Below are 25,211 nucleotides of genomic sequence, written 5' to 3'. Positions count from 1 at the left end.
CGTCGGGTTGACCTCTATTTGGATCTGTTCTGTTGCAGTCGTCATGGAACCGTGAGTTGTCGCACGAGTCCGGAACACCCTATTCGGAAAGGCGTTAGGGCTGGTCGATTGGATGGCATCCGATGGGCCGTGTTCCATCCCGTCGGGCTCGGGCAACAGTGTCGCTTCCGTCGTTCGCCTTTTCTACGCAGGACGTCGGTCCGGAATACGCGTTCGAGGCTTATTCCGACCTGTACTCCGGCGGCGCCGACGTCGCGCGGATCGGCCCGGATTTCCGCGCCCAGGTCCGGGCCTACCGTCTGGACCGCATGATCCTGTTCCAGCGAAGCCTGAACGGGGTCCAGCACAGCCGGTCTCCGCAGCGGGTTCGACAGGACGGCTTCGACCACGTCACGCTTCACCTCCTCCTCGAGGGCGAGATGGTGGCCGGCCCGACCGGGAGCGCGCGTCGGGTGCGTCCGGGCGAGATCCTCGTCTGCGACAACACGCTGCCGCACCAGACCCGGGCGCACAACGTCCGCCAGATCTCGACCCCGGTGGCGCGCGACCTGATCGAGCCGCTTGTCCCGGATCTGCGCGGCTTCCACGGGGCGATCCTCCCGGAAGCCTTCGGCGGCCTCGTGGCCGATTTCATCGTTTCTTTGACTCGGCGCTCGGAATCTCTCGACTCGACGGTCGCTTCCCGGTCGAGCACGGTTCTCGGCATGCTGCTGGGCGCCGCCCTGCGCGGGCACGCCGCGCACGCCGAAGCCGTCGTCTGGGCCGCCGTCCACGATGCCCCCGACGACGTCGCACGCCGCCGCGAGGCCGAGGCCCTGGTAGAGCGGCACCTGGGGGACCTCGACCTCGGCGCCGAGACCATCGCAGCGCAACTCTCGGCGGCCAGCGACCGCTTCCTCATCACCCGGGGGACGACCCCGGTGAAGCAGGATCTCGCCCTGAGCGACGCCCAACTCGGGCTGCTCCACGGCTCGGCCTTTGTGGTCCTGTACGCCCTGACGATGCCGCTCTTCGGCAGCTTGGCGGATCGCGGCCACCGGCGTGCGATCCTGCTCGCCAGCATCGGCCTCTGGCCCCTGGCGACCTTGGGCTTCGGCCTGGCCGGCTCCTTCGCGGCGCTGTTCCTCGGCCGGCTGGCCCCCGGACTGGGGCAGGCCGGCCTCGCACCGGCCGCGCTGTCGCTCATCGCCCACGGCTCCGAGTCAGGGCGCATGGCCCGGAACGTGTCCCTCTTCACGGTCGGAGGCAGCTTCGGACAGAGCTTCGCCCTCCTCGCCGGGGGCGCGACCCTGGCGTGGCTCGTCGTGCAGGACGGGCCATTTCCCGGTCTCGGACCGCTTCCCCCTGGCGAGCGCTGTTCGTCCTCGCCGGCCTGCCGAACCTCGCGCTGATCCTCGGCGCGGCGGCCGTTCAACTGCCGACGGCCCCACCGGCGGCCAGAGTGAGCCTGAGGCTCGCCTGGGCATGGATCCTGAGGCACCGTCGGATCTACCTGCCGCACGTCGCCGCCGCGGCCTGCGCCGTCCTGATGGGTCGGACCCTGGCCGCCTGGAGCCCGACCCTCTATGTGCGCAGTCGCGGCATGAGCCCAGCGGAGAGTGGTGTCGTGCTGGGGGCCCTGCTGCTGATCGGCGGACCGATCGGCCATCTGTCCGCAGGCTTCCTTCTGGACCGCGTCGCGCGGACGCGCCGGCGCGCGGCAGCCTCGCGGATGCTCGGCCTCGGTCTCCTCGCCGCCCTGCCGCCCGCGTTCGTGATGGCGGCGGCCTCCGACCGGACCCTCTCGCTCGCCGCCTTCACCGCACCACTCGCGATGACGGGGGTGCAATTGCTCACCCCCGTGAGCCTGCGCGGGCGCGTACGCGGACTCTTCATCGCCGCCGTGACCCTGACCGCCTCTGGGACCGGCCCGCTGCTCCTCGGCTTGCTGTCCGACGTCGTCTTCGGAGCCGATCAGCTCGGGCGCGCCCTGATGGTCCTCTACGGCCTCGTCGGCTTCCCCGGGACGCTCCTGGCCTTCCACGCCGCGTAGCGATCGCGCCGGCTCACCGGCGCAGGTCGCTGAACCAGGACGAGACGGGGTCGATCACCGCGCTGGTGATGGAAGCGGCCCGGGCCCGCACCCGCTCCGTCAGGGCCGGGAGCCGACCCGGTTCGTCGCCGCGCCGCTCCCGCGCGGCGGCTTCCGCCTCCGTCATCGCCGCGGCGACGAAGGCATCTTCCTGGGCCTGACACACGTCGAGGGCGCTGCGCTGGGATGCCGCCCGGCTCTGCGTCCGGGGCTGGTGCGCGAACGCCTCCCGGACACAGCCGTGCCAAGCCCGCTCCAGAGGATCGAGCCTGACCTCGGGCATTGGCTGCGCGGCCACCCCCGGCGGGACGAGGCTCATCAGCAGGATGGTGGAGCGGAGCATCACAGGCATGCGCGGACTATGGCGGCCCGGGTTCGTTCAAGCTAGAACAAAAGCGCAACACTTTGGTCGTGGCGTTGGGAAGGCCCTTGTTCCAGACAGAATCGGACGCTGCACGAAACCGCCGTTTCGACCGACTTGTGTGAGTGTCCTTGATGACATCGCGAAAAGCTCGGTCCGCTTTCACGACTCCGGCGCTTCGGTCAAGATCGATTGAATTCAGAGGATTGTAATGGGTTCTTTTGTGAAGAGTTATATTTCAATAGGAGGAAAAAAGCTCCTGATAAGACCCGCTCAATATTGACGATGATTAATTATATACTATAATAATTTACATTAAAAATATTAATAAAAGTTCTACGACAATAAAACCGATAAGAATACTAATTTTTACTTGGACGTGATCGGCTCAATGCGGTCAGAAGTATAATTCAATTATAATTTTTGCAACCTATTTGATGCAAATCTGCAGAACATCGAGGGTCGGGGTGCGGGTTGGTATCATGGCAGAGAGAAGACGCGTTTACAGGCAGGCCTGCGCACTCGATGGACGGATTTTCGTTCCTAAGATCAGCAACGCGATTCCGTGCACGATCACGGACATCTCGTCACTGGGTGCGTTCCTGAAGCCCGGTACGGGTCGCGTGGTCCCGGCACATTTCGATCTGACGATTGGCGGGAGCAATCAGCCGCGCGCCTGTCGGATCGCACGCCAGGAAGCCGACGGTTTCGGCGTCGAATTCCTCGATCCCGTCCGCCACGAGATCGAAACGATCCTTGAGGAATTCGCGTTCAAGGCAGAGTTGGTCTTCGAGGCTCTGAACCCGAGCCTGGATCCCGAAACGACCGTCACCCGGATTCGGTTACAACAAACCGCTGCCGCCCTCGTCAACCTGATCGCACGGCGCGGCTCCATCGCGTGGCAGTCGGGCGAGATCATCGAGCATTGCGCATCGCGCCCGGACGCGACGATCGAAGTACCACCCGGTCCATCCGGCCGGTCGGTTCCCTACACGCAGCATGCGGCGCTTTTGGCCTGACAGCATGGAGTGGCCTCCATGCCCCTGTCGGAACGGGCTGACGTCCAGTTTCAGCCCGAGCAGAGAAGGGTTGGTGCCGGTTGCGGGACTTGAACTCGCGACCTGCCGCTTACAAGCAGATGAATCCGGATGTTGTTGCAGCCGACACGGGTGCACACCGTGTCGCGCAATTCGACAGGGTTCTACGGCTACCCGCGTGACGGGTTGCACCCTGGGTATGCAAAAGGAAGGGAATTCTTGTCGACTGCCGTGTCACCGGACGCCGCCACGTGACCGTAACCCCAGTTGCAACCATGGGGAAAACTACGTCCATCCGCGCATTAATTCGGGACGCTCAGTCTTCGCGAAATGCGTCTCGATTTCAACGGGTGTTCCTTCCGGGTTCATGGGTCGATCTTCATCGTCTCCGGCAGTTCCTACGCCAGTTTGACGTGCCGATTGGCAGGATCGGCATCGCCATACTTCCGATTGAGCGTCCGCCATCCGCTCTGCCTTTCCGCCGCCGCCACGATTTGGTTGGGTTTGGTGTGCGTCAGATCAGGTCAGAAAAGACACGATCGGACCACACGGCTGATGGGGCGGGACGCGGCGGTGCATGCTGCGGTTCGGCGCGCGCAGGCTTTACACCCCTCGGACCAGGAGCCGTTTTCGCTTGCCGCTTGGGCTTCTGAGGGCCGCCGACCGCGTCGTGTTCGAACAGGAGGCACGCTCCGTCCTCGTCCGAGATCCAGCCGCGGTCCGCCCAGCCGATGAAGCGGCCATCGTAAGCGTAGACCTTGTCGTCCAGGATGAAGGCTGCAGCTTTGCCGCTCCAGAGATAAAGGGAGTGTCCGTCGTGGCAGAAGGCCGCCTCGCTGCCGGCTCTGTCAAAGAACTCGATCATGGATTGCTCAAGCCCCGATCTCGCTGTTGTGCAACGTGCGAAGGTCGACGTAGCTCATGGTCTCACTGCTCCAGGTCGGTCCGTCACAATCGTGCAGCCTCTTGGCGAGGGGCTTGTGCTTGTCGCCTTGATAGAAGCCCATGATGATGGTCTGGCCATCGGTGTCGTCTCGCTCGATCCGGTAGGCCGGCTGGGCGCCTGACCCAAGTCGGCTGAGGCGAACGCGCAGCGTTGGATTGCGTGCCTGATCGGGGACCATGTTGAGGTAGACGCCTCTCAGATAATCGAGGCGGTCTGCTCTTCGTCCAGCGAGATCTGCGATCGAGACGTTCTGGGCGAGCATGTTGGGCTGGGTCACGGTGGATCTGCTTTCTGATGGATTCGAGGGGAAGCGGTCTGGCGGCACGGATTGACGACGCCTCATGAGGCGCCCGGGGCTTCCTCGGTGGTGACCTGGAACTTCGTCAGCATGTTTGCCCCGAAGGTCAGCGTGAGGGGCACGTCGGCAGCGTCTCGGCCGTAGGAGATCAAGATGCGGCCGACCCGAGAGGCGTTGTTGCGCGGGTCGAACGTGTGCCAGCGGCCATCGAGATAGACTTCCATCCACGCCGCGAAATCGCCCGGTGCGTGCGGCAGCGGGAGTCCGATATCACTGACGTAGCCGTTGCAGTAGCGGGTCGGGATGTTGAGGCATCGGCAGAACGCGATGGCGAGGTGTGCGTAGTCGCGGCAGACCCCCTGCTGTTCCTCGAACACGTCGAACGCGGTTCGTGTCGGGCGGGCATGCTCATAGCCGAACGTGATCCGATCATGGACGTAATCGCAGATCGCCTGAACCCGGCTCCAGCCGGCGGGAAGGTGTCCGAACAGGTCCCAGGCGATCTGCGAAAGCCGATCGGTCTCGCAGTAGCGGCTGCCTAGCAGGAACAGGAGACTGTCGGTCGGAAGCTTCGCGATCGGCGTCTCGGTGGCATCGGGTACGGGCCGGTCGCCTTTGCCTTCGTCGCGCACGATCGTCTCGGTTTTCAACGTGAAGGCGCCCGCCGGGGCCGTCATCCGCTGGCACCAGTTCCCATAACTGTCGCGGTAGCCCTCCAACGGCACGGACGGGCTGGTCACGAGGTGATCCGGACGCTCAAGGTCCGAGATCCGCGACGCATGGACATTGAGCATCGCGATGACGGGCGTGGGCTGTGAAAAACTGTAGGTCATCTCGCAGCCGACAAGGATGCGCATGGGCTCTCTCCAGAGAAGTAACGCCCGGGCCGTGAGCCCGAACTCGATCGTCGACGCGCAACGGAGGACGTGGCTTGTGTCAGTGGAGGGTCGGCAGCGGTTCCCGGAACGCGCGCATGCCACCACCTTCCTCGACGGCATCGGTGAAAGCCTCGAGCGCGTCCACATCGGAGGCGAAGGTGGTGCTCCAGACGGTCGACCAACCTGTCCGATCGATGACTTCGAGCGTCCACGGATCCTGGGTATCCGTGAAGCGATAGACGTTCACGGTCACGCCGTCCTGGGTCGCCCGACCCGTCAGGTCCGAGAATTCCATATCGGGCTTCTCGCTGATCATGGGGTGTCTTTCTCGAATGACGAGTTCACCGCAGGAACCTGGAGTGCCCCTATCTCATGAGCCGAATGAATAGTTCTAGCACAGTTCTCGAAGAAAAGGTTCGAAAATCTAAAAAAATTGCGCGAAGGGCGTTCTGGGATTTTCGAACAGCAAGATCTTCGAGTTCACAGATAGGAAGTTCAGGCTGTTCGCTGGCGAAGAATTTGACGTTCTTGCATTTCTGCTCGGAGCGCACATTCAATGGTCGGGTCTTGGTTGTCAGAACCCTGCGTCTCTTCGCTTTGTCAGAGCGCCGCCGTGGGCGTCAAGCCATCGGCTGACTTTGCCAGCGGTCCGGACGGAGCGACCGGGGGGCTCGGCGATCTCACTCGAGGGCGGGCGCTGGCCTGGCCGGTCGCCGCCGGGTTCCGCACGGCGGCGGTCCGGCTCGGGCACGAGATGGCGCGGGTCGTTCGACACCACGATGGCGAGCCCCTGGTCGAGCCTGTGGCACGGACTTCCTCGAAGGGCGCCGCCAAGCCGATCCACCGGTGAAGTTTTGCATGGGCGAGTTCCTGGGACGCGATAATTGTGTCGGCGCCACGGGGAGGCAGGATCGGCGTCAGGTCGAGAAGGTGACACCACGCAAACCACCGCCGATGGGTCGGTAGCAGGTGTCGGTCGCGCAAAGCAGCACGCATCTCGAGTCGACGAACCGGAATTCCGGTCGTATCGGATCGATCTGTGAAGCCGAACGGCATCGACGATGCGCCTTTCTGATGCACGACGTCGTTTGGTAATCGCCACTGCAGTGGTCGAGATTCCCGGCGCGTGGAAGGTCGGGTCTGTGGGTGCAAGCACGTCTGCCGCATCACGACACGCACTGATTTGTAGATCGATCCCCACGCTTTCGCGCTGGATCTCGCCGGCGGCGTCCTCCGGTCCTCATGAACGATGTGAATCGGCGTTCGAACGCGAAGCGGCCGGGCTTCTTCTGCCCGCATGCGCCGCCCGCCGGTTGTCGATCGGAAGAACCCGGCGATAGTCACCCGGCCTCATGCTGCGGAAACCAGTTCCCGTGGAAGCCCGGTGGGATCCGGTGCCCGAGGTGGACCGCGGCGACGGGCGCCGCCTCGAACGCGTGCGCGTCGAGTATGATGAAGTCGGTCGTGTCGCTCACGGTGTCGATGACGAGCCCGACGAGCCAGCCCTCGTCCTCGCCAGCCTCTGGCCGCGCCGGCACGAACACAAATTCTCCCGGGACGCGGTCGGCACCGAACTCGTGAACGAACCGCTCTCCTGTCGCCAGGTCGTGCTTGTAGAGCTGCGTCGCACCAACGAGCTGGGTGTTGCCGTCTGCCGGGACTGAGCCCGTATAGACGTACCGGTGTGGTCGCCCGAAGCGGCGCTCGTCGATCCGCGGGAACTCCTGTGCGGAGGGATCGATCACCCGCCGGTCGACCTGCTTTGTCGCCGGGTCGGCGATCCAGCGCTCCAATCGGCCCGGCTTGTCGAGGCCGCCGCCGGCCGAGGCGAACACCTTCTCGTAGGCGACGACGTCGAGGAGCACGCGCCCGTCGGCGTCATCGTAGGCGTTGGCGACGTGGAAGGCGAAGCACGGATCGACGGCGCACCAAACAACGTCGGCGGCCGTGCCGTGCCGGGGCAGCAGGCCGACGTGGGCACGGTGGGTGGGATTCCAGCGGAACGGGAAGCGGTGACCGGCCAATACCGCCCGCATCGAGAAGGTGACCGGCAGGTCCAGCACGACCACGAAGCGCTTCGTGATCGCACAATCGTGGATGCACGGGCCGTGCTCGACCGGAATCGCTACGTCACGCACGACGCGTCCGGCGGGCGAGATGACGACGTGGCGCACGCTGTCCCAGACGCGGCCGTCGTAGGCGATGGCATGTGTCTCGCCGCTCTCCGGATCGTGGTGCGGGTGCCCCGTGAAGGAGCCTGCGAGCGTTCCGTCGAACGTGTCGTAGCGTTGCGTCTGCAGGTCCTCGGACAGCGCGACGGGGTAGCTGCCGGCCTCGACCACGGCGAAGGCGCGGCCGCCGATCGCAACGACGTTGGTGTTGACGGTGTCGTCGCCACGGCGCGGCCCCGGGGCAGCGGGCCGGCCGAGCGCTGCGGACACGGCACGCGAGCCGATCCAGCGGTTGCGGTACCACAGGGCCTTTCCGTCCTGGATGCGGAGACCGTGCACCATGCCGTCGCCCAGGAACCAGTCGTGGCCGCGCGTCGTCGGGCGGGCGGGGTTGGCACCCATCTTGAGGTAGCGGCCGTCGAGCCCCGCTGGGATCGTCCCGGTCACTGGCAGATCCCACAGGGTCAGCTCCTCGCGCATCGGCGCGTGTACACCGACCACGAAGGGATGCTGCGTCCGCGGAAGGCGCATCCGGTTGCAGGCTGCCACCAGCGCAACAAGGCCCTCAGCGGCGGCACGCAGACTGGACTCCATCAGGTTCGGCATCTGGCGCTGGCTCGGGCGGGTTGGAGGGAAAGCGAGGGCCCGTGTGACGGGGACGTCCCCGTTTCCGGGCAAGGATGACAGCTCTGTTCGTCTGGGACGACCGGGCGAACCTGTCGATGATCCATCCAACCACGCCTGGCCCTGCGACGAGAACGGATCACTGCGTGAACGGTTTGGTCAGCCGAGCGCCCGGACGCCTCCTCCTGTCGAATGAATGGCCGCATTTGGGTTTGCCATCGGCAAGCTTTTCCGGCGTGGTTGGGTCGGCAACCGAATGACCGTCTGGGATGGATTTCTGTCTACCTGCTTTCGGGAAGTTCAGAGATCAAGCGGACGTCGCCACCTCGCCCGCTCACAACCTTTCTCGGTACGCCCGCAGGTCCGGTTGCAAGCAAGCGGTCTAATCCCGCATTACAGACTGTGGCCAAAAGCGGAGAAGCTGCTTTGCTGCAAAATCCGTGGGAGGCGCTCCCTTGATCGAGATCACTTCAGCCTCCGACCGAAGGGAGCCCGGTACCGCTCGCTCGGAGGCGATCGCCGGTTTTCATGACATCCTGCCTGCCGCGATTGCCGCGTTGCCGATCGGGCTCGTATTCGGTGCCCTTGCCACGGCAAAAGGGCTGTCCGTGGGCGAGGTTTGGCTGATGTCGTTCCTCGTCTGTGCAGGCGGCGCTCAGTTCGCCGCTATCGAGCTCTGGAGTTACCCCGTACCAACGGCGGCGCTCATCGCTTCGACCCTCCTCATCAATTCCCGCCACGTCTTGATGAGCGCATCCCTCGGACCCAAAACCAGCGCCTTCCGTCCCTGGCAGCGCTTCCTGACCATGTTCGTGATGTCCGACGAGAATTGGGCCTTCGCGGAACGCCGCGCCACGACGCGACGGCTAACGCCCGCGTATTTCGGCACGATGGGCGCGACGCTCTGGATCAACTGGCAGGTCTCTTCGACTCTGGGGGCGGTTGGGGGCTCGTTCCTCGGCGATCCCCGCGCGATCGGGGCCGATTTCGCCTTCACCGCACTCTTCATCGGAGTTGTTGCGGGCATGTGGCGCGGTCCGGCGACGGCGGCACCAGTCCTGGCGAGCGCGGCTGTCGGTGCCGTGACTTACCACCTCATTGGGACGCCCTGGCACGTGCTAACCGGTGCGTTCGCAGGCATCGCGACCGCCGCGGCCGCCGTAAGGTCGACAGAGCGGGCCCGATGATCCTCGATTCCTCGACCGTCGCGACGATCGTCGGCATGGCGATCGTAACCTACCTCACCCGTATCGGTGGTCTCGCGCTTGGCGGGCGTTTTGAGTTCGGCCCGCGGGCACAGGCCGCTTTGGACGCGATTCCATCCGCGGTTCTCATCGCGGTTATTGCGCCCGCGATGCTTGCCACAGGCTGGCGAGAGACGGTCGCGAGCGTGATCACCGGTCTCGCCGCCACCCGCCTACCCCTCCTCGCGACGATCGTCATCGGCGTCCTCGCGATCGTAGCCCTGCGGCACCTCATGTGAAGGATGCGGAACTGGCCCGGCGATCCTGCTCCATCAGGGCAATGCCCTGCACAACAGGCCGCTATCGGGCCGGGTTAGCCTCTGGACGCCCCCCTTAGTCGCACAACTACCAGAGCGAAATCAGATCGAGCGACTGCTTTTGGGTGGCGCGCGAGCGGCGCCGAGCGGCAAGGTTGGGTCGACACCGGACGGTCGGCCACCTGAAACTCAATGCCCGCTGCCGGGCGGTGGGCCGAAGTCGGCTTATGGCGCAAAGCGGCCGTGAAGCGCTCTCGCAGAACCCGCACCCGGACTGGTCCGAGGCCGATTGCGCCGGGACTCTGCCTGTAGCCCCAAGGTAACCACGGGTCTCGGAGGCCCGTGCAGACTGCTCCAAGAGGTCCGTGATTCGAGCTCTTTCCGAGGGAGAGCACGTGGTGCCGGTTGCGGGACTTGAACTCGCGACCTACCGCTTACAAGGCGGTTGCTCTACCAGCTGAGCTAAACCGGCGTGCCGTCCTGCGCTATCAGCGCCGTTGGTCGGGCGCAAGCCCGACGTGTGGGGCAGCGGATCGGTGGCGTCAGGCAGCCAGGTCGCCCAGGCGGCGGGTCTCGGCGAAGATGCGGCCATCCGGGAAGCGGTAGCGGACCGTCTCGGTCAGGCGCCCGTGAGCGCGGACCTCGATCGAGGCGGGACGTGTGAGGCTGTCCCGCTCCGCCGCGGCCTCGCCGGCCGTCATCGGCACGTCGCGTCCGCCGCCGAGGTGGCGCCACCACTGCACCGCCTTCTCGCGGGGATATCCGGCCTGGGCGAGGCCGAGCACGATCCGGTGGTGCCGCCCGTCCCGCAGGTGAAAGGTGACCTCGAGGTCGCCCGCGGAATCGGCACAGGCCGCGAAGGTCCAGCCGGCGACCGGCTGCCATCCGCCGGAACCGCGCTCCGCCCGCTGGCTCGAGAGGATCGGGTGCGCGTCGTCGGCCGAAGCCTCGTGGCCCGGATCGGCGGCCTCCGCCTCCGGCTCGACCCAACAGGTTTCGCAGGTGCTGGCGTTGAGCGCGATCAGGGCACCGCAGCCGGGGCAGGCCTTCGCCCGGATCTCGCCTTCGCGGCCGCGGATCGCGGCGGCACTGCGGGCGGTGACGATGTCGACCGGGCCGTGCATGCGGACGAGGCCGGCATAGTCGAGGATGAGGGCATCGGTCTTGTCGGGGGCGCGACGCAGGGCGCGGCCGACCTGCTGTACGTAAAGTCCGGTGCTCTGGGTCGGCCGCAGCAGGGCGACGAGGTCCACCTGGGGCACGTTGAACCCGGTGGCGAGGACGCCGACCGAGGTCAGGCAGCGGATCCGGCCCTCGCGGAAGTCGCGCACCATGCGATCGCGCGCCCGCTTCGGGGTTTCGCCGGAGAGGGTCTCGCAGGTATGGCCCTCGGCGCGGATCGCGTCGCGCACCGCCGTGGCGTGGGCGACGCCGGCGCAAAAGGCCAGCCAGGCTCGGCGGCCCTGCCCGTAGCCCACCATCTCCTCCACGGCCGCGCGGGTGATCCAGTCCTGGTTGACGGCGGCCTCCAGCGCGCTCGGGATGTAGTCCCCGCCGCGCCGGGGCACGCCCGTGACGTCGAGGGTCGTGACGGTGGCCTTGGAGACGAGCGGCGCGAGATAGCCCTGGTGGATCAGGTCACCCACGTTGGCCTCGTAGACGATGGCTTCGAAGAGGCGGCCGGGGCCCTCGTCCAGGCGCCCGCTGTCGAGCCGGTAAGGCGTGGCCGTCAGACCGACGACGCGCAGGTCCGGGCGCTCGGCGCGCAAGGCGGCGAGGAAGCGGCCGTAACGGGTCTCGGCGTCGCGCGGGATGAGGTGAGCCTCGTCCACGACGACGAGATCGAACGCGTCGAGGTCGCGCGTCCGGTTCCAGATCGATTGGATGCCGCAGAACAGCACCTGTGCGCCCGCGTCGCGGCGGCCGAGGCCGGCGGAATAGATGCCCGCCGGTGCCGCTGGCCAGAGCGCCAGAAGCTCACGGTGGTTCTGCGCGATGAGTTCGCGGGTGTGAGTGACGACGACGATGCGGTGGCGCGGATCGCGATCGAGCGTCTCCCGCACGAGGGCGGCGATCACCAGTGACTTGCCGGCGCCGGTCGGGAGGACGATGAGGCCGGGGCCATCCCGCCGACCCCACGAAGCGTAGAGGGCGTCGATGCTGGCGCGTTGATAGGGGCGAAGATTCATATCGGCGGCGCTTCTAGCGCCTGTCGGCCCCGGCGTCCGTGGCCAATCTGCCGCGCGCCCGGATCACGGGTGTCCGACGCCCCGATGCCCCGCGGACCCATCGGGTGTGCGAGGCATCGTCGTTTCGTCTTGCGTCTCGGAAGTCGTCGGCCTCGGGCGCCCGGATCAGCCGTTGTCGGCGCCGTCACCCTTCACGACCTGACCCTCGGCGGGCTTCTTCGCGCCGCTTCCGGATGGGGTGTTGGAGCCGACGTTTTTCATCGCGCCGACGGTGCCGGGCAACACCTTCGAGCCCGAGCCGCCATCCACGGTCGAAGAGGTGTCCATCGAGGCAGACTTGTCCGTCACGGAACTGGTGCCGCCTGTCGCGCAGGGCGCCGCGAACGCGGCAGTTGCCGTCGGCATCAGGGAGGCGGTCGCGACAGCGAGATATCGTATGGTCTTGTTTTCTCCAGGAACGGGTATTCTGGAGTCCAAATCCGGTCAGAATCGGCACGTTCCGAAATCATACCTCAAGTGATGCTTGCTTGTTCCGGCGGAAGCGATCCGCCGGAACATCGTCTTGGGTTTTAGATCGTTCTCAAGCTGCCGCCAGGGCTGCTGCCATCTTCTGGGCGAAGGCGACGGGATCCCGCGGCGTATCGCCGTCCTGTACGCGGGCGAGATCGAGGAGCGTCCCGGCCGCCTCGGAGATCGCTTCCTGCGCCTCGACCTTAGCGCCCAGAGTCCGGATCAGGGGATGGTGCGGATTGATCTCCAGCACCGGCATGCCGCCGCCGCCCCGGCCGGCGCGGCGCAGGAGCCGCTGCATCTGCAGGTCCGGGCCATGACCCGAGGCGGAGAGCACCACGGCGCTCTCGACGAGCCGGTCAGTGGCGCGCACGTCGGACACGTCGGGGCCGAGCGCTTCCTTGAGGGCCGCGACCAGCGCCGCGACGAAGGCCGGGGCCTCCGCGTCCTCGGACGCCGCGTCCGCGAACTTCGAGAGGTCGACAGCGCCTTGCGTCACCGAGCGCAGCGGCTTGTCGTCGAAACGGGCCAGGGCCTCGGGCCAGAACGCATCGACGTGGTCGGAGAGCAGCAGCACCTCGATACCGCGAGCGCGGAAGCCCTCGAGCTGGGGCGAGCGCGTCAGGGCATCGGCATCGTCGGCGACGAGGTAGTAGATCGCCTCCTGGCCGTCCTTCATCCGCGCGACGTAGTCGGGCAGGGATGTCCAGCCCTCGACGGCCGAAGAGTGGAAGCGCAGCAGCGGGGCGATCTCAGGCCGGCGCTCGTGGTCCTCGTAGATGCCTTCCTTGAGGACGGGTCCGAAGTTCTCCCAGAACGGGCGGTAGCCCTCGGCGTCCTTGGCCCGGGTGGTGAGCTCCGAGAGCACCCGGCCGGTCACGGCGCGGCGGATCTTCGTCAGCACAGGGGTGGCCTGCAGCATCTCGCGGGAGACGTTGAGGGGCAGGTCCTCGGTATCGACCACGCCCTGAACGAAGCGCAGCCAGGAGGGGAGGAGTTCCGCCTCGTCGGTGATGAACATGCGCCGCACGTGCAGGCGCACCTTGCTGGCACGCTCGCCCTCCACCGCCTGGAACGGCTTCATGCCGGGTACGAACAGCAGCGCCGAGAATTCCAGCGCGCCTTCCGCGCGCCAGTGCAGCGTCGCCCAGGGCTCGTCGAAGTTCATGCCGACATGGCGATAAAACTCGGTGTACTGCTCGGGCGTGACCTCGGACTTCGCCTTGCGCCACAGCGCCGTGCCCTGGTTGGCGTTCTCCTCCTTGCCGTCCTCGCCGCGGATCGCGACCGGCACGGTGATGTGGTCGGCCCATTTGCGCACGACGTGGTCGAGCCGGTAGCTCTCCAGGTACTCGTCGGCATCCTCTTTCAGGTGCAGGACGATATCGGTGCCGGGCTCCGTCCGGGTGGCGGGCTCCAGGGTGTAGCTGCCCTGGCCCTCCGAGGCCCAGGTCCAGGCCTCCTCGGAGCCGGCGCGGCGCGAGGTGACGGTGACGCGGTCGGCGACCATGAAGGCCGAGTAGAAGCCGACGCCGAACTGCCCGATCAGGCTCGGCTTGTCCTCCGGCTTGGCATCGCTCAGGCTCTGGCTGAAGGCGCGCGTGCCCGATCGCGCGATGGTGCCGAGGTTCTGGGCCAGCTCCGCCTTCGTCATGCCGATGCCGGCATCGGTGATGGTCAGGGTCCGGGCCGCCTTGTCCGGGGCGATGCGGACCTTGGCGTCGGCAGGCAGCGCGGAGGCCTGATCGGTCAGCGCCTCGAAGCGACGGCGGTCCATGGCGTCGGCGGCGTTGGCCACCAGCTCGCGCAGGAAGATCTCCCGGTCGGAGTAGAGGGCGTGGACCACGAGGTCCAACAGCCGTCCGACCTCGGCACCGAATTCGTGCCGTTCCACGGTGTCGCTCAAGGGAACGCCTCCTGATGTCGAAGAGTGAGTGAAGCGTGCGCGATATGCCGTCGCGTCCCGGGGAATTCAATGGCGGCCAAGGTCGTGACGGGTCGTTGCGGAGGGACTTCGGCCGGGACGGCGGGAGCGTGCGCGGCATACCAGCCAATTTCACCGGGCCGGCGCGCAACCTTCGCGGGTCTCGGACGTAGCCGTGCCTTCACACGACAGCGAGAAGGTCCGCGATGGAACCGATGAAGCCGATGGCTCCCATGAAGCCCATGGAACCAATGAAGCCGATGAAGGGGTCCGACCCCTGGTGGCCGCAGGAACTGGGACAGCCCTCCACCAGCGGTGGCCAGAACGACATGCGCTACGCGTTCTTTCGCGACAAGCATCGCCTGCTGATCGAGCGGGACGGCAAGCTGACGACCTATGACAGCGGCGACCACAGGATCAGCGGCGTCTCGCAGGCGAACGGACGCTCGCCGACCTTCTCGAGCCAGAACGGCGACGTGGCGTTGGACGACCTCAAGGTCGTCGACTGATTCGACGACCCGGTCGGTCCCGACGGGCCGAAGCGCCGTCTCAGGCCACGGCCCGGGCGGCGTCGGTGTTCCCGCGCGACCAGCGCTCGATCATCTTCGGCACCTCCGCGGCGGGGCTCGGCTTGGCGAAGAAGTAGCCCTGGCCCTCGTCGCAGCCCTCGCTGCGGAGGCGGTCGAACTGCGCCTCCGTCTCGATGCCTTCGGCTGTGGTCCGCATGCCCAGGCTGAGGCCGAGCCCGATCACCGCACGGACGATCAGTCCGGAATCGGTCTTGTTGGTGATGTCGCGCACGAAGGACTGGTCGATCTTGATCTTGTCGAAGGGGAAGCTGCGCAGGTAGCTCAGGGACGAGTAGCCGGTGCCGAAATCGTCCATGGCGATCCGTACCCCGAGGCGGCGCAGCGCGTAGAGCGTCGCGAGGGTCGCGAGGTTGTCCTTGAGCAGCACCGATTCGGTGATCTCCAGCTCGAGGCGTCCCGGCGGCAGCCGGCTCTGCGTCAGTGCACGGCGCACGGCTTCGACGATGATCTCGTCGCGGAACTGCACCGCGGAGACGTTGACCGCCACCTTGATGCCGTCGGGCCAGCGCATCGCCTCGGTGCAGGCGGTGGTGAGGCACCATGCCCCGAGCGGCACGATGAGGCCGATCTCCTCGGCGACGGCGATGAACTCGCCCGGAGGAACGAGGCCGCGGACCGGGTGCCGCCAGCGCACCAGCGCCTCGAAACCGCCGATGCGGCGGGCACGGAAATCGTAGATCGGCTGGTAGTGCAGCTCGAACTCCTCGCGCGTCAGGGCTTCGCGCAGGTCGAGTTCGAGGGCCCGGCGCTTCTGGAGGCTGACATCCATCTCCGCCTCGAAGAAGCGCCAGGTTCCGCGCCCGTCCGCCTTGGCGCGGTACAGGGCGACGTCGGCGTTCTTGAGGAGCTTGTCGCAGGTGGTGCCGTCGCCGGGCGCGAAGCAGATGCCGATGCTGACTCCAACGCTGGCGCGGTGACCGTCGAGGTCGTAGGGCGCGCTGACCACCTCGACGATCCGGCGGGCGAGGATCGCGGCTTCCTGCGGCCGCTCGGTCTGCGCCAGGATGATCGCGAACTCGTCGCCGCCGAGCCGGGCCACGGTGTCGACTTCGCGCACGCAGGCCCGCAGCCGGTCGGCGACCGCGCGCAGCAGGGCGTCGCCCACGGGGTGGCCGAGGGTATCGTTGACCTCCTTGAAGCGATCGAGGTCGAGGCAGAGCACCGAGAACGGGCTCCCGCGCCCGAGATGCGCGACCGCCTCCTCGATCCGCTCGCCGAACATCGCTCGGTTCGGCAGGCCCGTGAGCACGTCGTGCCGGGCCATGAAGGCGATGCGGGCATCCGCCTCGCGGCGCTCGGTGACGTCCTCGTAGGTCGCCACGAGACCGCCTCCGCGTACCGCCTTGTGCGAGACCGCGACCACGCGTCCGTTGCCGAAATGCAGGAAATCCGAATCGACGGAGGCGCCGCTGGCGGTCTCGGCCTGGGCCTGCGCGAAGGCGTCGGGCGCCGGCTTCGGGTAGTCGCCCCGCGCCGCGCTGAGTTCGGCGACGTCGCGATAGGACAGGCCGAGGGGAAGCTCGGCGGGCGTCAGGTCGAAGATCTCGCAGTAGCGACGGTTCACGACGGTGAGACGGCCCGCGGCGTCGAACAGGCAGAGGCCCTGGGACATGTTGTCAAGGGCGGTGTCGAGGCGCAGGTTGGCCGATTGGAGGATGGCCTCCTGCTCCTTCAGGAGCGTGATGTCGCTGCAGACTGCGATGAAGCCGCCCGCGCGCGTGGCGCTGCGGCTGATCCGAAGCCAGCGACCGTCGCGCAGGCGCAGCTCGCTGCGCTCGTCGGCGGTGGCCAGCAGTCCCCGGGCGAGGCTGCCCGGGCCGGCCTCCGCTTCCGCGAGGGCGGCGATCGTGCGGCCCGGCGGGAGGGTGCCCGCGCGAAAGCCGAGGTAATCCTCCGCCTGACTGTTGGTGAGAGTGATCCGGCCGGCCTCGTCCACGACGACGATGCCCTCCCGGGACGTCTCCAGGGCGTCGGCGAGGCGATCCTCGGCGGAAATCCTCTGGGCGACCTCCTTCTCCATCGCGTGCCGGATGTTGTCGCGCATGGTGCCCATGGCCGCCAGCAGCGTTCCGACTTCGTCGGCCCCCCCGGCCGGCATGGTTCCGCTGAGGTCGCCGCCCGCGATCCGGGTGGCCGCCTGCGAGGCGTCGGCCAGGGGTCCCATGATGCGGCGCGCCAGACAGAACGCGACGGTGCCGGAGAGGAGCACGGCGATCAGGGTACCGAGAAGGTTGAGCCGGGTCTCCCGGGCCACGATGGCGCGGGCCTGCTGACGATAGATGAAGCCGTCGCCGGCCGTGTAGTTGATGAAGAGATCGAAATTCTCCTCCGCCGCAGCGGCGTGGCGGTCGAGCTCCGCGTAGGCGGCCTCGCTCCGGCCGAGGTCGGTGATCCTGGCTCGGGCTTCCGTCCATTCGGTGACGGCGCGCTCGGCCGCCTGCGCCGCGCGCGTCGCCCGATCGGACTGAGCGCGCTCCACGGCGATCTCGAGGTCTTCGGCGAGCAGGCGCTGGAGGCTCGCGAAGCGCTCGTCGAGGTGCGTGCGCGCCGCCGGATCGGTGATCATCCAGCGCCGGGCTTCGACCGTGCGCATTCCGGCGAAGTCTGTGGCGGCGGCGCGCGCGTAGTTGATGGACATCAGCGACCGGTCGAAGGTCTGGCTGACGAGTTCGTCCGCACGGCGGATGCTCGACGCCGCCGAGAGCCCGAGGGCGGCCGTGATCGCGCTCATCACGAGGAACGCGATCACGATCCGTCCCCGGATCGTACCGAGCATCGCACCGGCTGCGTCCACCAAGCCTCGGCCGGTCCGCGGTGGCGATGTCATCGGGGCTTCGGGCGATGTCATCCAGTCTATCCCGTCCAATGATGCGGATCAGGATGACGGAAAGTTGTTAAGGCGGTCTTGAGATCGCGTGTCCAGTTTCGGTTCTTAACCGGCAGTTCACTGCGGTGTGAAACCGTGATGGTAGATGCGGTCTGGCTAACTTAGGAGGCTGCTCGTCAGGTCTCGACAGTGGATCACATCAATCCTCGTCACTGGTCAACGGATGGAACGCCGATGCGGCGCCTCACACTTGTTTGCGTGGCCTTTGGATTTTTCGGTGCGGCGTGCGGCGGGCTGGCCCTGGCCGCCGTCGGGACGCCGAGCCTGCACGTGTCCCAGAAGGGGCGCGCCTTCCAGCCGAATGCCCTGATCGTCCGGCGCGGCGCCAATGTCGAAATCGTCAACGACGACGGCGACCTTCTCCATCACGTCTACATCGACTCGCCCGAGTTCACCTTCGATTCCGGAGACCTGAAGCCCGGAAGCCGGACGCAGGTGGTCTTCGACGTGAGCGGGACCTTCGCGGTCCTGTGCGGAATCCATCCGAAGATGAAGCTGACCGTGCGCGTCGACGCCCGCTGAGGTTGGCGAGGACGGTTAGGGGGGCGCTACGCTCCCGCCCCCGCGCTGCCGGCGCGACCAGGGCGTCAGAGCAGAGCCGAGCCCTGCAGCACGGCGTGGGCGCCGTAGTACAGTCCGATGAAGGCCGCGAGGGCGGCCCCGTACCCCACGGGGGTCAGCGCTAGGTTGCGCAGGCGGTACGGCGCGGCGGCATTGTCGGCGGCGAGCGCCACCATCGCCACGATGATCGGCGCGTGGCCGATGGCGTCAACCTTACCGAACTCGAAGATCGCCGAGATGAAGGTGGCGGCCAGCAGGATCGCGGCGATCCGGCGGACCAGCGGCGTGCAGACCAATGCGAAGGCGAGGGCAAACTCCACGGCACCGGCCGCTTTCATGAAGTACTCGCCGGTGAATCCAAGGGTCATCGCGGGATGCTCGATAAAGAGCGGGAACGACCATTGCGGGTAGGCCCACTTCTCCACCGAAGCCCACATCAGCGTGATTGCCGCGGTGTAGCGCACGATGTCGAGGGGGCGGACGTTGCCGGGCAGAGAGAGGCCGAGGCCGGTCAACGCGCAATAGGCCGCGACTCCGAGGAAGACCGGGTAGTCTGCGAGGTGGAACGCGCCGTACTGGACCAGGGCGGTGGTGAACAGCACGACGATGCCGAGGGCCGAGAACGGCATCGTCCGCCGCCACAGGAAGCCGGCGGCGATGGCGAGCTGGAACCACGGCAGCGCGGTGCTGGTGGTCTTGAGTTCGGGGGTCAGGATGATGCCGCCGAGGGTCCAGAGCGCAACGAAGAAGCCGCCGAGCACCGCGCGGAACAGGAGTTCGGTGTTCTCGCGTGCCCAGGCGGTGGTCCGGTCGAGGGATCGGATCAGTGCTGCCCCCAGCACAGTTCCCTCGAGGAGCCCGCCGACCATCAGGGCGAGCACGGACAGGCCGACCAGCATCTCGAAGTCCGAGCACAGGACCTCGCCGAGATCCCGGGGTGCGCCGACGAGGTCGTAGGCGCAGAACCACTTCACGTGAGCCATCGCGGCATCGGAACTGGCGAGGATGAGGACAGCCGTCGTCGTCATGACTGCGGCACGCGGCAGCCAACGTCTTCCAGATTGCATGGGAGAGGCCCTGTTCACGAAACCGGCACGGGGGCTTGCCGGCACGATGAAAACTACGCGCCTTCTCGGAATTCCGGAAGGAACTTGTTAACGAACCCTTCCAAATGGTTAATCGGTTGCTTGCCGCCATCTTCGCCCGCTACGTCGGATGCACGGCAACCGTGTAACGCTTTCATGACCATGTCTTCGGAAGCCGCGCACCCGCGCATGGTCCGCTAACCGTGCGCGGGTTAGGGGAAGAGGAACGCCGCGCCCGACCCGAAGAGCCCGATGATCGCGACCCTGAGCCTTTCGAGCCTGATGGTGGGGACCGGGCTGTCCTACGCGGCGACGCGGGCGACGAGCCGGGCCGAGGCCCTGGAGCGCTGGTCCGGACGGCTGCTCCTCGGTGGGCTCGGGCTGCTCGGTGCGGGTCTCCCGCTCTTCCGCTGACGGCGATCCGTCGCCGACGCGGAACGTGCCGTTCAGTTCAGGCGGGGCGGGGTCGCGACGCTCGCGGTCCCATCGGAACTCAGGGACTTCAGGAACGCGATCAGGTCGCGCTTCTCGGCCTCTGTCAGGCCGAGCGGCCGGATCGCGGGCGAACGGCTCGGCCGGTCGATTCCGCCCCGATCGTAGAGGTCGACGACCTCGCGCAGCGAGGCGAGCGACCCATCATGCATGTAGGGGCCGCGCTCGGCGACGTCCCGCAGGGTCGGGGTCTTGAAAGCGTAGCGCAGCTGCACCGAATCCGGGAAGAACGCGGCCCGGCCGATATCCGTGCCGGTGCCGACCCCGATGTCGTGGAACGATCCGTCCGTGAAGGTCCAGCCGGAATGGCAGGCCGCGCATTGCGCCTTGCCGTTGAACAGCGCGAACCCGGCCTTGGCGCTCGGGCCGATGGCGCGGGCATCGCCCGCCACCCAGCGGTCGAACGGCGCTTCGCCGGACACGATGGAGCGCTGGAAGGTTGCCAGCGCCAGCTCGACGGTCCGGCGGCTGATCGCACCGTCGGGGCCGGTCGCCCCCACGCGTTCGGGGAACGCGGCCGCGAAGGCGCGAACGTAGCCGGGATCCGCCTTGAGACGCCCGATCAGCGTCTCCTCGGGCAGGTTCATCGCGTTCGTGCCGGTGATGGGGGTGAAGGCGACGCCCTCCAGGTCGCGGAACTTGCCGTCCCAGCCGAGGATCGGGTTCTGGGCCACGTCGAGCAGGGTCGGCGTACGCACCTTCATGGCGGCGCCGGTCTCGCCGATGCCGCGCGGGCGGCCGTCGCTCCAGGACTGGGTCGGGACGTGGCAGCCGGCGCAGCTCATGGTGCGCTCGCCGGAGAGGAGGGTGTCGAAGAACAGGCGCTGGCCGAGGTCGGCCTTCGCCGGGCTGTAGGGGTTCTCGGGCGGGTGCAGCGCCTCGTCGACCCGCCGATAGGCTTCGCGCAGCGCCGAGAGTTCGGCCTGCGTCGTCCTGGCATCCGTTTGTCCCGGCTCGCCGGCGCCGGAGGCGCGTAACCCCAGCCCCGCCGCCGCGAGGGCGAGCAGGGCAACGCTGGCGAGCGCGGCGCTCACTTTGCGCATCACGTTCTCCTGACTCTGTCAGGGCTAGGGCGAACTCATTAACGAAGTCTCACGCGATGCCGTCGCCCCGGGGTCGCCTTCTTTCGGCCTCGGCCAGCCCGGGACGCCCCTGCCGATATGCCGCAGGCGTGGGCTCGCCGGATGTGGCGCGAACGTTGCTTAGGCGCCTCCAGCCAGCGATGGCTGCGAATCCCGTCAGGTGTCCTGGGATTTCGCATCGCTCCAGGACGAGAGGCTCGGAATGACGAAATACAAACTCGAGTATATTTGGCTCGACGGCTACACTCCGGTGCCGAACCTTCGCGGCAAGACCCAGATCAAGGAATTCGACGCATTTCCGACCCTGGAGCAGCTTCCGCTCTGGGGTTTCGACGGCAGCTCGACGATGCAGGCCGAGGGTGGCAGCTCCGACTGCATGCTCAAGCCCGTGCGCCACGTCCCGGATTCCACCCGCAAGGACGGCGTGATCGTGCTCTGCGAAGTGATGATGCCGGACGGCGTCACCCCGCACGCCTCCAACAAGCGCGCCACCATCCTCGACGATGACGGCGCCTGGTTCGGCTTCGAGCAGGAGTACTTCTTCTACAAGGATGGCCGTCCGCTCGGCTTCCCCGCCACCGGCTACCCCGCGCCGCAGGGCCCGTACTATTGCGGCGTCGGCTACAAGGAAGTCGGCTCCATCGCCCGCAAGATCGTCGAGGAGCACCTCGATCTCTGCCTCGACGCCGGCATCAACCACGAAGGCATCAACGCCGAGGTGGCCAAGGGCCAGTGGGAGTTCCAGATCTTCGGCAAGGGCTCCAAGAAGGCGGCCGACGAGATGTGGATCGCCCGCTACCTGCTCCAGCGTCTGTGCGAGACCTACGAGATCGACGTCGAGTACCATTGCAAGCCGCTCGGTGCCACCGACTGGAACGGCTCGGGCATGCACGCCAACTTCTCCACCGACCACCTGCGCACGGTCGGCGGCAAGGCCTATTTCGAGGCCCTGATGGCGGCCTTCGAGGAAAACCTCGACGACCACATCGCGGTCTACGGGCCGGACAACCACATGCGCCTGACCGGCAAGCACGAGACCGCGGCGATCGATCAGTTCAGCTACGGCGTCGCCGATCGCGGCGCCTCGATCCGCGTGCCGCACAGCTTCGTCAACAACGCGTATAAGGGCTACCTGGAAGACCGCCGTCCCAACAGCCAGGGGGACCCCTACCAGATCGCGTCGCAGATCCTGAAGACCATCGCTTCGGTTCCGACCGCGACCGATCAGCAGGCTGCGGCCTAAATTCTAGGCACGCCATCGCGTATTCTGCTCGTCTGATGGTCAGGGCCTGCCGCGAAAGCCGCGGCAGGCCCTCTTTTTGCACTTCCTCTGAGCAGCCGCTTCGGGTGGGCCGTACCGGGTTCACGCCGCGGCGTCGAACGCCGCGGCGAACCGCGCGGCCGGCCTCTCCAGGCAGCGCTCGACCCAGGCGTCCAGGATCGGCTCGCCGGGCTTGCCGAACCAGGCATAGGGCGAGTGGAGCAGCAGGTCGGCCGCGGTGAAGAGGTCGCCGAGCAGGAAGGGCCCGTCCGCCAGGGCCGCGCGCAGCCGCTCCTTCACCTCCGCGTGACTCCGGAAAGTGGCCACGAGGCCGGGATGCGTGAGGCCGACCGCCTCGAGCGTCAGCACGGGCTCCACGACACCCGAGTACCATGCGAACCAGCTGAGATAGGCTCCGCGGCGTGGATGCCCCGGCGGGATGCTCAGGCCCGCATTCGGGAACAGGTCGGCGAGGTAGAGCATGATCGCACTGCTCTCCCAGATCGCGATGCCGTCATGGATCAGGAACGGCACCTTGCCGTCCGGATGCGGATTGGCCGGATCCCGACCGCCCGTGCCGTCCCGCCGCGGGATGGACACCCGCTCGATCGTCACGGCGTCGAGGGCGTCGAGGTCCTTCAGCAGGGCGACGACGCGGGTCGAACGGCTTCGGGGGGAATGGAACAGGGTCAGCATGCGGGCGCTCCGGTTGGCGGCTTCGGCATCGCAGCTTATACGGCGAGGCACCTGCCACTTTCCGTCAGTTGCACGATGGCTCGCACGGATCGCCTCTTCCGCCTGCTCCAGGTCCTGCGCGCGCTGCCGGCGCCGGTGACGGCCGCCCGCCTGGCGAAGGAGACCGAGGTCTCGGTCCGGTCCCTCTATCGCGACATCGATGCCCTGCGGGCCGCCGGTGCCGTGATCGAGGGCGAACGCGGCTACGGCTACCGCCTGATCGAGGACGGTGCGCTGCCGCCCCAGACGTTCGACCGTATCGAGATCGAAGCCCTTGCGCTGGGGCTGTCCGAGGTCCGCCACATGGGGGACCCGGCCCTGGCCCGGGCGGCCGTCGCGGTGCTCGCCAAGGTGGCCGCCACGCTGCCGGACGCGAGCCAGCAGCACCTCCTGCACGCCGTCTCCCAGGTCCGCCGGTCGGAGGCGCGCTTCGCGCCCGCGCACGGTCTAGCGACCCTGCGCGAGGGGTGCTGGCGCGAGGAGGCGGTCCGGATCCGCTATGCCGACGAGGCCGGGCGGGAGACAGAGCGCACGATCTGGCCGCTGGCGATCGTCTATCTCGACTCCAAGCTGGTGGTTCTCGCCTGGTGTTGCCTGCGTGGGGCCCACCGCATCTTCCGGGCGGACCGCATCGCTGCCGCCGCGGCCACGGGCGCGAGCTTTCGGCCCAGGCGGGTGAGCCTGCTCCGGGACTATCTTGCCGCCTTGCGCGAGACGGCCCGGCAGCGCGCGGCGCCCCCGCGTGGAACGGTTTCCTGAGCCGGGTGCCTCCGCGCCGGCGCGCGATGGTTCAGGCTCCGAAGATCGACCAGCCGAGTCGCTTCGTCAGTCGCTCCAGGGCGATCCGGCCGAGATGGGAATTGCCCGAGGCGTCGAGCCCGGGCGACCATACGGCGATCGACGCCTTGCCCGGCGCGATCGCCAGGATGCCGCCGCCGACGCCGCTCTTGCCGGGCAGGCCGACGCGGTAGGCGAACTCGCCCGAGCCGTCGTAATGCCCGCAGGTGAGCATCACCGCGTTGATGCGGCGCGCCCGCTCGGGCGAGACCACCGAAAGTCCCGTCAGCGGGTTGCGGCCCGAATGGGCGAGGAAGCGGCCCGCCTGGGCGAGCTGCCGGCATGACATGCTGATGGCGCAATGGTGGAAGTAGACGCCAAGGGTGAAATCGACCGGATTGTCGAGCACTCCGAAGGATTTCATGTAGTGGGCCAGCGCCATGTTGCGGAAGCCGGTGCGCAGTTCGGAGGCGGCCACGGCCTCGTCGATGGCGATGGTCGGATCCTGCGCCAGGAACTGCATGAAGCGCAGGATCTCGCCGAGGGCCTCGCGGGGCTGGTGCCCGGACAGGATCAGGTCGGTGACCGCGATGGCCCCGGCGTTGATGAACGGATTGCGTGGGATGCCGCGCTCGCGCTCGAGCTGCACGATGGAGTTGAAGGGGCTGCCGGAGGGTTCGCGGCCGACCCGGCGCCAGAGCCGGTCGCCGGCCATGCCGAGGGCGAGGGTCAGGGTGAAGACCTTCGAGATGCTTTGGATCGAGAAGGCCGCGTCGCAGTCGCCCGCGGCCGCGACGCGGCCCTCGGCGTCGATCACCACGAGGCCGAAGGCCTTGGCATCGACCCCGGCGAGCTCCGGGATGTAGGTCGCAACCTCGCCCCGGTCCGGCCGCTCCCGCATCTCGTCGGCGATCTCGCGGACGACGTGATCGAGATCGGACAGGTCTGACGGCATCGGGCAGCGCTTCCGCGGTGGGGGGCGAGGGGGTTGGCCGACGCGCGCAAGCGCCGGGCCACGCGGGCCTCCGCGGCAGAGTGCAACGCGTGATGCGTGCTGGCTCCGCTCGGCGCCGCGCGGCGGGAGAGCGACCAAGCTACGCTTCCGTACTGTTCAGTTTGGCGACAGGATCGTGATACTATAAGTTTCCAACGGCGAAGCTTGACCAATGTATCGACATTGTTTCTAATCGTTTCCAACTGATGCTCATGATCTTTCGCCTGCATTTGGCGG

At 67.2% G+C, this 25,211-nt stretch carries 25 protein-coding genes and 1 tRNA gene; 11 read left to right on the top strand and 15 right to left on the bottom strand.

From position 1 onward, the window contains the following. The first annotated feature begins 158 nt into the window (after window positions 1-158). On the top strand, window positions 159-1,391 hold the full coding sequence (locus ACLBWX_RS13210) for an MFS transporter (RefSeq protein ID WP_447677517.1): 1,233 nt from the start codon (window positions 159-161) through the stop codon (window positions 1,389-1,391). 50 nt (window positions 1,392-1,441) lie between these two features. Further along, the gene (locus ACLBWX_RS13205; RefSeq protein ID WP_447677516.1) at window positions 1,442-2,032 is read left to right on the top strand and encodes a hypothetical protein; all 591 of its coding nucleotides are present in this window, start codon (window positions 1,442-1,444) and stop codon (window positions 2,030-2,032) included. 13 nt (window positions 2,033-2,045) lie between these two features. Here ACLBWX_RS13205 and ACLBWX_RS13200 read toward each other — a convergent pair whose 3' ends face one another. Next, window positions 2,046-2,423, bottom strand: coding sequence for a hypothetical protein (locus tag ACLBWX_RS13200; protein ID WP_447677515.1), 378 nt, complete (start codon window positions 2,421-2,423; stop codon window positions 2,046-2,048). Between the two features lie 491 nt (window positions 2,424-2,914). Here ACLBWX_RS13200 and ACLBWX_RS13195 point away from each other — a divergent pair, with 491 nt between their 5' ends. Further along, window positions 2,915-3,451, top strand: coding sequence for a PilZ domain-containing protein (locus ACLBWX_RS13195; RefSeq protein ID WP_447677514.1), 537 nt, complete (start codon window positions 2,915-2,917; stop codon window positions 3,449-3,451). A gap of 532 nt (window positions 3,452-3,983) precedes the next feature. Here the strand turns inward: ACLBWX_RS13195 and ACLBWX_RS13190 are convergent. From ACLBWX_RS13190 to ACLBWX_RS13175, 4 genes are all read right to left on the bottom strand, one after another. Continuing rightward, on the bottom strand, window positions 3,984-4,334 hold the full coding sequence (locus tag ACLBWX_RS13190; RefSeq protein ID WP_447677513.1) for a 4-fold beta flower protein: 351 nt from the start codon (window positions 4,332-4,334) through the stop codon (window positions 3,984-3,986). A gap of 7 nt (window positions 4,335-4,341) precedes the next feature. Further along, complete coding sequence (locus ACLBWX_RS13185; protein WP_447677512.1) at window positions 4,342-4,692, bottom strand: hypothetical protein; 351 nt, start codon at window positions 4,690-4,692, stop codon at window positions 4,342-4,344. 62 nt (window positions 4,693-4,754) lie between these two features. Continuing rightward, window positions 4,755-5,570, bottom strand: coding sequence for a transglutaminase-like domain-containing protein (locus ACLBWX_RS13180; RefSeq protein WP_447677511.1), 816 nt, complete (start codon window positions 5,568-5,570; stop codon window positions 4,755-4,757). A gap of 79 nt (window positions 5,571-5,649) precedes the next feature. Further along, window positions 5,650-5,907, bottom strand: coding sequence for a hypothetical protein (locus ACLBWX_RS13175; RefSeq protein ID WP_447677510.1), 258 nt, complete (start codon window positions 5,905-5,907; stop codon window positions 5,650-5,652). A 297-nt stretch (window positions 5,908-6,204) separates the two neighbouring features. Here ACLBWX_RS13175 and ACLBWX_RS13170 point away from each other — a divergent pair, with 297 nt between their 5' ends. Next, window positions 6,205-6,441: a hypothetical protein gene (locus ACLBWX_RS13170; protein WP_447677509.1), complete on the top strand. Its 237-nt coding sequence runs from the start codon at window positions 6,205-6,207 to the stop codon at window positions 6,439-6,441. Between the two features lie 490 nt (window positions 6,442-6,931). Here ACLBWX_RS13170 and ACLBWX_RS13165 read toward each other — a convergent pair whose 3' ends face one another. Continuing rightward, a complete protein-coding gene (locus tag ACLBWX_RS13165; RefSeq protein WP_447677508.1) occupies window positions 6,932-8,368 on the bottom strand; it encodes an 8'-apo-carotenoid 13,14-cleaving dioxygenase in 1,437 nt (478 codons plus the stop codon). A 473-nt stretch (window positions 8,369-8,841) separates the two neighbouring features. Between ACLBWX_RS13165 and ACLBWX_RS13160 the strand changes: the two genes are divergently transcribed. Then, window positions 8,842-9,573: an AzlC family ABC transporter permease gene (locus tag ACLBWX_RS13160; protein ID WP_447677507.1), complete on the top strand. Its 732-nt coding sequence runs from the start codon at window positions 8,842-8,844 to the stop codon at window positions 9,571-9,573. Beyond that, window positions 9,570-9,869, top strand: a complete 300-nt coding sequence (locus ACLBWX_RS13155; protein WP_447677506.1) for an AzlD family protein — start codon at window positions 9,570-9,572, stop codon at window positions 9,867-9,869. The genes ACLBWX_RS13160 and ACLBWX_RS13155 overlap by 4 nt, the downstream gene beginning before the upstream one ends. A gap of 414 nt (window positions 9,870-10,283) precedes the next feature. On the opposite strand, the gene ACLBWX_RS13150 is transcribed toward ACLBWX_RS13155, so the two are convergent. The 4 genes from ACLBWX_RS13150 to htpG all read right to left on the bottom strand — a co-directional run bounded on the left by ACLBWX_RS13150 (window position 10,284) and on the right by htpG (window position 14,492). Then, window positions 10,284-10,359, bottom strand: a tRNA-Thr gene (locus tag ACLBWX_RS13150). Window positions 10,360-10,429: 70 nt separating this feature from the next. Beyond that, window positions 10,430-12,076: a DEAD/DEAH box helicase gene (locus ACLBWX_RS13145; RefSeq protein ID WP_447677505.1), complete on the bottom strand. Its 1,647-nt coding sequence runs from the start codon at window positions 12,074-12,076 to the stop codon at window positions 10,430-10,432. Between the two features lie 165 nt (window positions 12,077-12,241). Next, on the bottom strand, window positions 12,242-12,403 hold the full coding sequence (locus ACLBWX_RS13140) for a hypothetical protein (protein ID WP_447677504.1): 162 nt from the start codon (window positions 12,401-12,403) through the stop codon (window positions 12,242-12,244). A 253-nt stretch (window positions 12,404-12,656) separates the two neighbouring features. Continuing rightward, window positions 12,657-14,492 carry a molecular chaperone HtpG gene (gene htpG, locus ACLBWX_RS13135; protein ID WP_447677503.1) on the bottom strand — a complete coding sequence of 612 codons (1,836 nt, stop codon included), beginning with the start codon at window positions 14,490-14,492 and terminating at the stop codon, window positions 12,657-12,659. 278 nt (window positions 14,493-14,770) lie between these two features. On the opposite strand from htpG, the gene ACLBWX_RS13130 reads away from it, so the two are divergent. Next, window positions 14,771-15,019, top strand: a complete 249-nt coding sequence (locus ACLBWX_RS13130; protein ID WP_447677502.1) for a hypothetical protein — start codon at window positions 14,771-14,773, stop codon at window positions 15,017-15,019. 40 nt (window positions 15,020-15,059) lie between these two features. Here ACLBWX_RS13130 and ACLBWX_RS13125 read toward each other — a convergent pair whose 3' ends face one another. Beyond that, window positions 15,060-17,948 (bottom strand): EAL domain-containing protein, encoded by a 2,889-nt coding sequence (locus ACLBWX_RS13125; RefSeq protein WP_447677501.1) that lies wholly within the window; start codon window positions 17,946-17,948, stop codon window positions 15,060-15,062. 213 nt (window positions 17,949-18,161) lie between these two features. Between ACLBWX_RS13125 and ACLBWX_RS13120 the strand changes: the two genes are divergently transcribed. Then, a complete protein-coding gene (locus ACLBWX_RS13120) occupies window positions 18,162-18,509 on the top strand; it encodes a hypothetical protein (protein WP_447677500.1) in 348 nt (115 codons plus the stop codon). Window positions 18,510-18,574: 65 nt separating this feature from the next. Here ACLBWX_RS13120 and ACLBWX_RS13115 read toward each other — a convergent pair whose 3' ends face one another. Next, window positions 18,575-19,576 (bottom strand): hypothetical protein, encoded by a 1,002-nt coding sequence (locus ACLBWX_RS13115; RefSeq protein WP_447677499.1) that lies wholly within the window; start codon window positions 19,574-19,576, stop codon window positions 18,575-18,577. 309 nt (window positions 19,577-19,885) lie between these two features. On the opposite strand from ACLBWX_RS13115, the gene ACLBWX_RS13110 reads away from it, so the two are divergent. After that, on the top strand, window positions 19,886-20,047 hold the full coding sequence (locus tag ACLBWX_RS13110; protein ID WP_447677498.1) for a hypothetical protein: 162 nt from the start codon (window positions 19,886-19,888) through the stop codon (window positions 20,045-20,047). A gap of 32 nt (window positions 20,048-20,079) precedes the next feature. Here the strand turns inward: ACLBWX_RS13110 and ACLBWX_RS13105 are convergent, their stop codons facing one another. After that, complete coding sequence (locus ACLBWX_RS13105; RefSeq protein ID WP_447677497.1) at window positions 20,080-21,171, bottom strand: cytochrome-c peroxidase; 1,092 nt, start codon at window positions 21,169-21,171, stop codon at window positions 20,080-20,082. A gap of 238 nt (window positions 21,172-21,409) precedes the next feature. Between ACLBWX_RS13105 and ACLBWX_RS13100 the strand changes: the two genes are divergently transcribed. Next, window positions 21,410-22,450 (top strand): glutamine synthetase beta-grasp domain-containing protein, encoded by a 1,041-nt coding sequence (locus ACLBWX_RS13100; protein WP_447677496.1) that lies wholly within the window; start codon window positions 21,410-21,412, stop codon window positions 22,448-22,450. 120 nt (window positions 22,451-22,570) lie between these two features. Here the strand turns inward: ACLBWX_RS13100 and ACLBWX_RS13095 are convergent, their stop codons facing one another. Beyond that, window positions 22,571-23,164 (bottom strand): glutathione S-transferase family protein, encoded by a 594-nt coding sequence (locus ACLBWX_RS13095; protein WP_447677495.1) that lies wholly within the window; start codon window positions 23,162-23,164, stop codon window positions 22,571-22,573. A 75-nt stretch (window positions 23,165-23,239) separates the two neighbouring features. On the opposite strand from ACLBWX_RS13095, the gene ACLBWX_RS13090 reads away from it, so the two are divergent. Then, complete coding sequence (locus tag ACLBWX_RS13090; RefSeq protein ID WP_447677494.1) at window positions 23,240-23,962, top strand: helix-turn-helix transcriptional regulator; 723 nt, start codon at window positions 23,240-23,242, stop codon at window positions 23,960-23,962. Window positions 23,963-23,993: 31 nt separating this feature from the next. Here the strand turns inward: ACLBWX_RS13090 and ACLBWX_RS13085 are convergent, their stop codons facing one another. Then, window positions 23,994-24,923, bottom strand: a complete 930-nt coding sequence (locus ACLBWX_RS13085) for a glutaminase (protein WP_447677539.1) — start codon at window positions 24,921-24,923, stop codon at window positions 23,994-23,996. Window positions 24,924-25,211 lie beyond the last annotated feature (288 nt).

The organism is Methylobacterium sp. M6A4_1b, assembly GCF_053345175.1.
This window is presented reverse-complemented; position numbering and strand designations above follow the sequence as displayed.